A 10036-nucleotide genomic window follows, 5' to 3' on the forward strand; every position below is an offset into this window, starting at 1 on the left:
TGCGGCGCTACTCGCGCAGGGCCGCCACGGCGTCGTGGAAGCTCGGCACGTCGGAGAGCACGCCCTCGGGGCCCAGCACCGTCCAGGTCGTGCCGGTGCGGATCAGGACGCCCAGCTCCTCGGCGGGCCGGCGGCGGGTGCGGCGCAGCTCGAGCACGAAGACTCCGGGACGCGCCTCTCTGATCTCGGGAGTGCGCCGGTCGGGCAGCATCACGAGTCCTCCCCGAGGGTCAGCGGTAGACGCTCCACTCCTTCTTCACGATCCGGCGCTCCTCGCCGTCGACCGCGACGATCCACTCGCCGTCCTTCTTGGCCACGACCCGCCCGCGCAGGTACTGCGGCTCCCAGCCGTCGGCCTTGTTGACCCACTTCACGAACCGCGCGAACCGCCCCGGTGCCACGTCGTCTCTGGACATCTCTCGACTCCCCTTCGCCGTCACCGGCACGTCCATCGACCTCCGTCAGGAGTGCACCTCGCCCAGCGCGAGGAGGACCTCTCCTGTGAGGTCTCGAAGCCGGTTCACCGACGGTAGAACGCGCTGCTGGAAGTGGACGAGGCCGTTGACTGATCGACGATCGTCTGGCAGTGGGGTCAGGATGCGGCAGCGGAATCAGGAGTCGAACAGCACGTGCGGCCGTCCGGCGTCGACGATCACGCGGGCGCGCACCCCGTAGACGTCCGCGATCAGCGCCGGAGTGAGCACCTCCTCCGGGGTGCCGCCCGCGACCACGCGCCCCTCGCGCAGCACCAGTAGCGCGTCGCAGAACAGGGCCGCGAGGTTGAGGTCGTGCAGCGCGACGACCGTGGTCACCGGCAGCGCCCGCACCAGGGCCAGCAGCTCCAGCTGATGGCGGATGTCGAGGTGGTTGGTCGGCTCGTCCAGCAGCAGCTCGCGCGGCTCCTGCGCGAGCGCCCGGGCGATGTGCGCGCGCTGTCGCTCGCCGCCCGAGAGGGTGTGCCAGAGGTGGTCGGCCTTCGCCTCGAGACCCACCTGCTCGAGGGCGCGATCGATCGCGCGCAGGTCCTCGGCCGTGTCTCCGCCCAGGAGGGAGCGGTGCGGGGTGCGCCCCAGCCGGACGACGTCGCGGACGGGGAGGTCCGCCTCCGTCTCGGCCTGCTGCGTCACCGTGGCCACGGCCCGGGCGACCTCGCGGCGGCGGAGCGAGCGGAGCGGCGCGCCGTCGAGGGTGACGACGCCGGCGTCCGGAGCCGCGGTGCCCTGCAGCAGCCGCAGCAGCGACGACTTGCCCGAGCCGTTGGGCCCGAGCAGTCCCACTGTCGAGCCGGGAGCGGGGCGGAGCGAGACCCCGTCGACCACCAGGCGGCCGCCCCGGCGCCACGAGACCCGGTCGGCCTCGAGCGTCACGAGCGGCCCCTCCGCCGCAGGAGCAGCAGCATGAACACCGGCACGCCGACGAGTGCCGTGCCGACCCCCACCGGCAGCGGAGTCGGCGCGAACGCCACCCGCGATCCGGCGTCGACCCACACCAGGAACACCGCGCCGAGCAGGATCGTCGCGGGGATCACCCGCGAGTGCCGCTGGCCGAACACGAGTCGCGCGGCGTGCGGCAGCACCAGCCCCACGAAGCCGATCGCGCCGGCGATGCTCACCAGGGTCGCCGTCAGCAGGGCCGTCACCACCAGCAGGAGGAGGCGGGTGCGGCTCACGTGCACGCCGAGCGACGCGGCCACGTCCTCCCCGAAGGCGAACGCGTCGAGCGTGCGCGCCGCGGCGAGGCAGACCACGGAGCCGAGCAGCACGACTCCTCCGCTCAGCGCCACGTCGTCCCAGCGCATGCCCTCGAGGGAGCCGAGCAGCCAGAACATCACGCCGCGCGTCTCGTCCGAGTCGGCGAGAGCGAACACGATCAGCGAGGTCAGCGCCGAGAACAGCTGGGTGCTCGCCACCCCCGCCAGGATCACGCCCGAGGTGCCGCCCGCCGAGAACCGCGTGAGCAGCAGCACGAAGCCGAAGGCGACCAGCGCGCCGACGAAGGCGCCTCCGGAGAGCCCGACCACTCCTCCGCCGACCCCGAGCACGCCGACGAGCACCGCGCCCGTGGACGCTCCGGAGGAGACGCCCAGCACGAACGGGTCGGCGAGCGGATTGCGCAGCAGCGACTGCAGGATCACTCCGCACACGCCGAGCCCCGCCCCGCAGGCCGCGGCCACGAGTGCGCGCGGGAGGCGCTCCTGCCAGACGATCGCGTCCTCGGCCGCACGCACCGGGACGGAGGCGAGCCCGAGGTGGTTGAGGAGGATGTCGCGGACGTTCACGAGCGAGACGTCGGCCGGGCCGAGCGTCACCGCGACGCCGACCGAGAGCGCCAGCGCGAGCAGCCCGCCGACGACCAGCGCGGCGGCGGCAAGGCCCCGCGGCACCCGGCGGACGAGGACCGCGCCCGTACCCGTGTGCGTGCTCAGAGCGAGGCCCCGTTCTCGTCCCACCAGGCGCGGATCTTCTCGAGCCCGTCGACGAAGCGGATCGACGGGTTCATCTCGGCGCCGTGGAGCGCGATGAAGCGGCCGTCCTGCACCGCGGGCAGGCTGCTGGTCAGCGGGTCGGAGCGGAGGAACGCGGTCTTGTCGTCGAGGCGGTCGCCGGGGAAGCGGTCGCGCTGCAGGTCGCCGAGGACCAGGACGTCCGGGTCGGCCGCGACGACGCTCTCCCAGCCGACGGCGGGCCAGTCCTCCGTGCGGTCGGCGAAGACGTTGGTCATGCCGGTCGTGGTGCCGAGCATCGAGGCGAAGTTGTAGCCGCCGGCCATGTAGGGCGTCTTGGTGTCGGCGAACCAGAAGGCGACGCTCCGGCCGCCGAGGTCGACCCCCTCGGTGGCGGCGGCGGCGCGCTCCTGCAGCTGCGCGACCAGGGCGTCGCCGCGCTGCTGCACGTCGAAGACCTCGGCCAGCTCGTGGATCTCCTGGTAGAGGACGTCGACGGTCAGCGGGACGGTGCGCGTGCCGCTCCCGCCGTTGACGCTCGCCCCGTTGTCGCAGTCGGAGGGGGCGAGGTATGAGCCGATCCCCGTCTCGGCGAGGCGGTCGCGCGAGGCGACGCCCTCGGGCGCGTAGTGCCGGCCGAAGGAGGCCGTGACGAAGTCCGGGTCGGCGCCGAGCAGCACCTCGTAGGTGGGCGCGTTGTCGGCCAGGCGCGGCACGCTCTCGTTCGCGGAGGCGAGGGTCGCGAGCACGGGGTCGGTCCAGGAGGCGGTGCCGACCATCCGGTCCTCGAGGCCGAGGGACAGCAGGATCTCGGTCGAGTTCTGGTCGAGGGAGACGACCCGCTGCGGAGGGGCGGTGACGGTGGTCGTGGTGCCGCAGTTGTCCAGCATGAGCGGGTACGAAGTCGTGCCCTCCCCCGCGGCGGCCGTGCTCTCGGGCTCGATCTGCTCGGAGGCGCCGCAGCCGGTGAGGGCGAGCAGGGTCAGGGCGGCGAGGGCGAGGGCAGCGGGGCGCCGTCGGTGCGTGGACATGGATCTCCCGTGGTTCGTGGGCGTCGGTCGTCGGCCCGGTTCATAGGCCCGGTTCATGGGCCCGGTTCGCCGGCAGGGCTCGTCGGCCCGGTCCGTCGGCGGGCGGCACCCGCGTTTCGGCGCGGAGCCCAGGTAAGCATAGCCTTACCTCACCTAAGCCCGTCCATCCGCGCCAGTCGATCCGCGCCACCCGCCTTCGATCCACCCTCGGTCCCGCCCGCCGGCGACTCCGCAGAAGTCGCCGTGGTCGCGCGCGAGAACGGCGACCTCCGAGTTCTCGATGCACTCAGAAGGCCCGGAACAGCCGAGTAAGCGGACACCTGTCGCGCACCTCGCCTCCGCAGCCCCCAACCAGGTGGACAGCACCCCGGACACGGTTCCCCTGGGGGCGGGAGAGCGCGATCCTGGACACCGACGCTCGACGGCGCCCGCCCCACCGCCCGCCGACCGTCACGGAAGGAACCTGTTGCCCCGCCACTCCGCCCGCACCGCCCCCTCCGGCCGGTCCGCGCTGGTGCGCAAGGCCGATGCGTCCGGCTACCGGCCCGAGATCGAGGGACTGCGCGCCGTCGCGTCCCTCCTGGTCGCGACGTTCCACATCTGGCTGGGCCGCGTCTCCGGAGGCGTCGACGTCTTCTTCGTGATCGCCGGGTTCCTCACCACCCTGACCCTCCTCGGCCAGATCCGCCGGTTCGGGCGCGTGCGTCCGATCGCCTTCCTCCGGAGGCTCGCCTCGCGGCTCTTCCCGGCGGCCGCGGTGGTGCTGGTCGTCGTCGCGGCGCTCGCTCCGCTCCTCCTGCGCCCCTCGCAGCTGCTGCAGACCTTCACCGAGGTGCTCGCCTCGACCTTCTACGTCGAGAACGTCGCGCTCGCGCGGGCCGGAGTGGACTACCTCGCGCAGGACGACTTCCACTCGCCGGTGCAGAACTTCTGGGCGATGTCGGTGCAGGGGCAGTTCTACCTGGTCTGGCTCGCCCTGGTGCTCGTCGCGACCCTCGCCGCCGTGCTGCTGCGGCGCCGCGCGCAGCTGCCGCGGTTCCTGCTGGCGCTCGTCGCGGCGCTCACCGTCCTCTCGTTCGCGTTCTCCGTCGTGCTGGTCGGGATCGACCAGCCGACCGCGTACTACAGCACCCTCGCCCGCTCGTGGGAGTTCGGGCTCGGCTCGCTCGCGGCCCTCGTGCTCCCGGGACTGGCGATCCCGGCGGCCCTGCGGACGGTCGCCGGGTGGTTGGGGCTGATCGGAGTCGTCTCCTGCGGGTTCGTGCTCCAGGTCTCGAGCGCGTTCCCGGGCGCCGCCGCGCTCTGGCCGACCCTCTCGGCGGTGCTCGTGCTCGTCGCCGGGACCGGCCCCGCCCCGGAGCGCGGCGTCGGCCGACTGCTGGCCCTGCGCCCGCTCGTGTGGTTGGGCGGCCTGAGCTACGGGATCTACCTCTGGCACTGGCCACTCCTGGTCTTCTGGCGCGAGAGCACCGGCGAGGACCCGACCGCCCTCGCCGGCCTGGGCGTCATCGCCGCCGCGATCCTCCTGGCCGCCGCCTCGAAGCGCTTCCTCGAGGACCCCCTCCACCGCCGCGCCCCCGCCGAGCGCCCGCACCGCCTCCGCGCGCTCGCCCCGGCGGCCCTGCTGGCCGTCGCCGCCCTGGTCGGAGCGACGGGCCTCACCGGAACGAACGCCGCGATCGCCGCCGACCTCACCCGCGCGCACGCCCTCCCCGTCTCGACCGAGGGCTGCGTCGGAGCCGCGGCGCTCGCGAACGCCTGCCTCGACTCCTGGACTACGAGCCTGCCCGCCGTCGACGCCTCGGAGGACGGCTCCGCCCTGAACACCGACGAGTGCAGCACGGGCGACTCCGGCACCGCGCTCAAGGAGTGCCGCTTCGGCGATCCCGCCGGCCTCCGCGTGCTGCTCATCGGCAACTCGCACGCGGCGTCGTTCTTCCCGGCGCTGCGCGGCGTCGCGGAGGAGCGCGGCTGGGACCTGCACACCTACTACAAGACGGGCTGCGTCTTCTCGACCGCGGAGCGGCGCGACGACTCCGCCTCCTCCCGGCGCTCCTGCGACGTGTGGAACGAGAAGCTGCAGGAGGAGCTCGCGGGCCAGGAGCCGTACGCGCTCGTCGTCACCGCCTACTCCGCGAAGAAGTCCGTGTTCGTCGACGCGTCCGGCACCCCCGACGAGCAGGCCGGCATCGACGGGTTCCACGAGTCGTGGGCGCCGCTGATCGCCCGCGGATCCACGGTGGTCGCGATCCGCGACAATCCGGTGCTGCCCTCGCTCTCCCTGCTGGCCTGCGCCGAGGAGCCGGGCTCCGCGGCCGACTGCAGCGTGCCGCTCGACGAGGCCTTCGCCGACCGCGAGCTGATGGCCGCCGCCGCCGAGGGCTGGCCGGGCGCCGCCGCCGTCGACCTCACCCGCTGGTTCTGCGACGACCGCGGCTGCCCCCTCGTGATCGGCGGAGTGAAGGTGTACCGCGACCTCGGGCACCTCACCGAGTCGTACGCCCGGACCCTGGCGCCCTACCTCGGCGAGGCGCTGGACCCGCTGGTCGGCTGAGGACGCTCGCGCTCGGCTCCAAACGCATGCAAGACTGTTTATACGAACAGGGATCGGAGGAGCCGATGGGCCACTCTCACGGCGTTCCGGCCGGCTCCGCCGCCGCGCGGCACCGGCGTCCGCTCGTGGCCGCCTTCGTCCTGACCGCGGCGTTCATGATCGTCGAGTTCGCGGTCGGAGTCGCGACGGGCTCGCTCGCGCTGCTCTCGGACGCCGCGCACATGGGCACCGATGTGCTGGCGCTCGGGATGTCGATCGCCGCGATCTCGCTCGCCGCCCGCCCCGCTGCGAAGGGCCGCACCTACGGCTCCTACCGCCTCGAAGTGCTGGCCGCCCTCGCCAACGGCCTGCTGCTGTTCGCGGTCGCCGCGTTCGTGATCGTCGAGGCCGTCCGCCGCTTCGCCGAGCCGCCCGCGGTGCCCGGCGGCCCCCTCCTGATCACCGCCGTCGTGGGCCTGGCGGTCAACCTCGTGAGCCTGCGCCTGCTGTCGGCCGGGGCGAAGGAGAGCATCACCCTCCGCGGAGCCTCCCTCGAGGTGCTCGGCGACGCGCTCGGCTCGATCGGCGTGATCGTCGCGGCGATCGTGCTGCTCACCACCGGCTGGGCGTGGGCGGATCCGATCGTCGGCGTGCTGATCGGGCTGCTGATCCTTCCCCGCACCTGGTCGCTCACGCGGCAGGCGCTGGGGATCCTCATGGAGTCGGCGCCCGCGCACGTCGACCTCGCGGCACTCGAGCGCGACGTCTGCGCCGTCCCCGGCGTGCTGGCGCTGCACGACCTGCACGTGTGGACGATCACCTCGGGCATGGAGAGCGCCACCGGCCACGTGGTCGTCGCCCCCGACGCCGACTACCGCACCGCGCTCTCGCGGGTGCTCGCCGTCCTCCGCGAGCGCCACGGCATCGACCACGCGACCATCCAGTGCGAGCCCGAGGCCTTCCCGGAGACGACGCACCGCGTCTGAGCGCGGCGGTGGCGTGGCGCGCGGCCGCACGCCTCCGCATGACCACGACCCTCCAGGAGTCGTCGCACTCGGCGCCGACTGCGACGACTCCCGGCTTCTCGACGCTGCGGGCCTCGCCCACCCCTGAGCACCTTCCGATTGTTGACGTGAACATGTACAGTCGGCCGTCAGGGCGCGTTCATGTGAACATGCCCGCATTTCGATGGCGAAAGAGAGACCGCATCAATGTCGATGTCCTTCAGAAGGGTCGCCGCGCTCGCCACGAGCGCCGCCCTGGCCACAGGAGCACTGCTGGCGATCCCCGCCGCAGCGGCCCCCGCTCAGGCCGCGGACGCGTTCCGCATCGCGCCGAACCCCGCCGCCGCCGGTGAGGCGTTCGAGGGCTGGGGCACCAGCCTCGTCTGGTTCGCGAACGCGACCGGCGGCTATCCCGAGGCCCTCCGCGAGGACCTCTACCAGAAGGTCTTCGGCGACAGCGGCCTCGACCTCAACATCGCCCGCTACAACATCGGCGGCGGCAACGCCTCCGATGTGAAGGACTACCTCCGCCCGGGCGGCGCCGTCGAGGGCTGGTGGAAGCCGAACCCGGCCGGCGACGCGTCGACCTACGGCGGCACCTCCACGAAGCTCGCCGACCGCGACGCGCTCCTGGCCAAGTGGAACGCGGACGACCCCGCCTCCTACGACTGGACCGCCGACGAGACGCAGCGCTGGTGGGTCGAGAGGCTCGCCGAGGAGAAGCAGATCTCGCACTGGGAGGCGTTCTCCAACTCCGCCCCGTACTTCATGACCGAGAGCGGCTACGTCTCGGGCGGCTTCGACGCGAACAGCGAGCAGCTGAAGCCCGCCGCCGAGGAGCAGTTCGCGAAGTACCTCGTGAAGGTCACCGAGCACATGGAGGACGAGTACGGCATCGAGTTCGACACGCTCGACCCCTTCAACGAGCCGAACACGAACTACTGGGGCACGCAGCTCTCCAACGGCGTCCCGACCGGCGGACGCCAGGAGGGAATGCACGTCGGACCGACGCGCCAAGCGGGTCTGATCCCCGACGTCGCCGCCGCGCTGGACGCCTCGACCACCGACGCCGGCCTCGCCGCGATGGACGAGACCAACCCCGACATCTTCGCGACGAACTGGGCCGCCTACTCCGCCGCGATCCGCGCCGAGGTCGACCGGATGAACGTCCACACCTACGGCACCTCGGGCCGCCTCAAGGTCCGCGACCTCGCGAAGCAGGCCGACACCGACCTGTGGATGAGCGAGATCGAGGGCAACTGGGTCACCGGCTTCGACCCCACCAACATGGAGAACGGCCTCGGCATCGCCGGCCGCATCAACGACGACCTGCGCGAGCTCGAGCCCAAGGCGTGGGTGCTCTGGCAGCCCGTCGAGGACTACTACAACATGCAGCAGCCCAAGCCGAAGGGCGAGAACCTCAACTGGGGCTCCGTCTACATCGACCTGGACTGCAAGCCGTACCAGGAGAACGGGACCGAGGTCTGGAAGTCGGTCCGCCGCGTCGCCGACGCCGGTGGCGACTCCACCAAGGCCCCGGTCTGCGGCGTCGAGACGAACTCGAAGTTCAACACCATCCGGAACTTCACCAAGTTCATCCACGAGGGCGACCACCTGATGCCCTCCAACGACAGCTCCTCCACCGCCGCCGTCCGCGGCGACGGCTCGGGCGCGACCGTCGTGCACACCAACAGCACCGCGACCGAGAAGACCGTCGTGCTCGACCTCTCCCGCTTCGGCACCATCGCCGACACCGCGACGGTCACCCCCTACGTCACCACGAAGGCCTCCTCGGCAGCCGCTCCCACGAGCAACGCCCTGGTCGCCAAGACGCCGGTGAGCGTCGACCGCATCTCGCGCACCGCCACGATCACCGTGCCCGCCAAGTCGGTCACGAGCTTCTCGATCGACGGAGTCTCGGGAGTCGCCGACTCCGCCCCCGCCCTGCGCGACGGCCACCGCTACCAGCTGGTCGGCACCCAGAGCGGCAAGGCCCTGACCGGCAACCCCTCGGGCGCCGCGACCACGATCACCGGCCTCGCCACCGACTCCGCCACGGCCGCCAAGCAGACCTGGACGGTCCGCGAGGTCGCCGCCGGCGAGCGCGAGGCCACCCGCCGCGTCGTCCTCGTCAACGGCGACGGACGCGTGCTCGGAGCCACGACCGCCGGCACCGACCTGCGCTCGCTGTCCGTCGACGCGGCGAAAACGACCGCCGCGACCCGCTGGATCGTCAACACCACCGACGGCGTGAACTTCTCGCTCGTCAACGAGTCGATCGCCCAGTCGCTCGACGTGAACGGCGGCTCCAGTGCCGACAACGCGTCGGTCGGCGTCTACACCTCCAACGGCGGAGCGAACCAGTCGTGGTCCCTCCGCGACCTCGCGCCGACCGCCGGCCAGACGATCGCCGTCCGCACCACCGCGGGCGTCGCTCCGACCCTGCCCGCGAGCATCACCCCGCAGTACTCCTGGGGAGCCGGCGCACCGCTCGCCGTCACCTGGCAGCGCCCCGCCGACTCGGCGTACGGCGCGACCGGCCGCGTCGAGGTGCCCGGCACCGCGACCGACCTCTACGGCCAGACGATCACGGTCACCGCGCTCGTCGACGTCGGCGGACTGACCGCGACCGACCCCGTGTCGGTCACGGCCGCCGCGGGCGCCTCGGTCGCCGGTGTGAAGGCCTCGGCCCCGACGACGGTCCCCGCCCGCGTGGGCGCCTCGGCCAGCACCTTCCCGGTGCCGGTCGTCTGGGACTGGACGCCGCTCACCACCGCCTCCCTCGCCCGGGCCGGGCAGGTGACGGTCTCGGGAACGGCGACCGCCGACGGCGCGACGCTCCCCGCCACGCTCACGGTGCTCGTCACCACGGGCACGCTCCGCAACTTCAACCCGGACGCCGGCATCGTCGCGACCGCGTCGTCGTCGGAGTCGGGCTACGGACCGGAGCGCACCCGCAACGGCGTGGACGGCGACAAGGGCTGGTCGAACTGGACCAACGGCACCAAGGCCGCGCAGAGCTCGC

The 10036-nt window shown here is 72.7% G+C and carries 8 protein-coding genes; 3 read left to right on the top strand and 5 right to left on the bottom strand.

Features of this window, described 5'->3' with window-relative positions:
- Nucleotides 1–7: 7 nt before the first annotated feature.
- From C5C63_RS14170 to C5C63_RS14190, 5 genes are all read right to left on the bottom strand, one after another.
- Complete coding sequence (locus C5C63_RS14170) at nt 8–211, bottom strand: hypothetical protein (protein ID WP_104234084.1); 204 nt, start codon at nt 209–211, stop codon at nt 8–10.
- A gap of 19 nt (nt 212–230) precedes the next feature.
- Nucleotides 231–416: a hypothetical protein gene (locus tag C5C63_RS14175; RefSeq protein WP_104223398.1), complete on the bottom strand. Its 186-nt coding sequence runs from the start codon at nt 414–416 to the stop codon at nt 231–233.
- Between the two features lie 195 nt (nt 417–611).
- On the bottom strand, nt 612–1367 hold the full coding sequence (locus C5C63_RS14180) for an ABC transporter ATP-binding protein (protein WP_104258091.1): 756 nt from the start codon (nt 1365–1367) through the stop codon (nt 612–614).
- On the bottom strand, nt 1364–2449 hold the full coding sequence (locus C5C63_RS14185; RefSeq protein WP_104326288.1) for an iron ABC transporter permease: 1086 nt from the start codon (nt 2447–2449) through the stop codon (nt 1364–1366). The genes C5C63_RS14180 and C5C63_RS14185 overlap by 4 nt, the downstream gene beginning before the upstream one ends.
- Complete coding sequence (locus C5C63_RS14190; RefSeq protein WP_104326289.1) at nt 2422–3474, bottom strand: ABC transporter substrate-binding protein; 1053 nt, start codon at nt 3472–3474, stop codon at nt 2422–2424. The genes C5C63_RS14185 and C5C63_RS14190 overlap by 28 nt, the downstream gene beginning before the upstream one ends.
- A 466-nt stretch (nt 3475–3940) precedes the next feature.
- Here C5C63_RS14190 and C5C63_RS14195 point away from each other — a divergent pair, with 466 nt between their 5' ends.
- The 3 genes from C5C63_RS14195 to C5C63_RS14205 all read left to right on the top strand — a co-directional run.
- Nucleotides 3941–6028, top strand: a complete 2088-nt coding sequence (locus C5C63_RS14195) for an acyltransferase family protein (protein WP_181110623.1) — start codon at nt 3941–3943, stop codon at nt 6026–6028.
- Between the two features lie 65 nt (nt 6029–6093).
- Nucleotides 6094–6993 carry a cation diffusion facilitator family transporter gene (locus C5C63_RS14200; RefSeq protein WP_104223402.1) on the top strand — a complete coding sequence of 300 codons (900 nt, stop codon included), beginning with the start codon at nt 6094–6096 and terminating at the stop codon, nt 6991–6993.
- A gap of 231 nt (nt 6994–7224) precedes the next feature.
- The coding region (locus C5C63_RS14205) for a glycoside hydrolase (protein WP_181110624.1) at nt 7225–10036 on the top strand (2812 nt) is incomplete at its 3' end.

The organism is Rathayibacter sp. AY1B8, from assembly GCF_002932775.1.
GTDB lineage: Bacteria > Actinomycetota > Actinomycetes > Actinomycetales > Microbacteriaceae > Rathayibacter.

Bases quoted from the DNA above. Each gene is read 5' to 3' on its own strand.
- C5C63_RS14170 (WP_104234084.1), bottom strand. From the start codon at position 211: ATGCTGCCCGACCGGCGCACTCCCGAGATCAGAGAGGCGCGTCCCGGA.
- C5C63_RS14200 (WP_104223402.1), top strand. From the start codon at position 6,094: ATGGGCCACTCTCACGGCGTTCCGGCCGGCTCCGCCGCCGCGCGGCAC.
- C5C63_RS14175 (WP_104223398.1), bottom strand. From the start codon at position 416: ATGTCCAGAGACGACGTGGCACCGGGGCGGTTCGCGCGGTTCGTGAAG.
- C5C63_RS14190 (WP_104326289.1), bottom strand. From the start codon at position 3,474: ATGTCCACGCACCGACGGCGCCCCGCTGCCCTCGCCCTCGCCGCCCTG.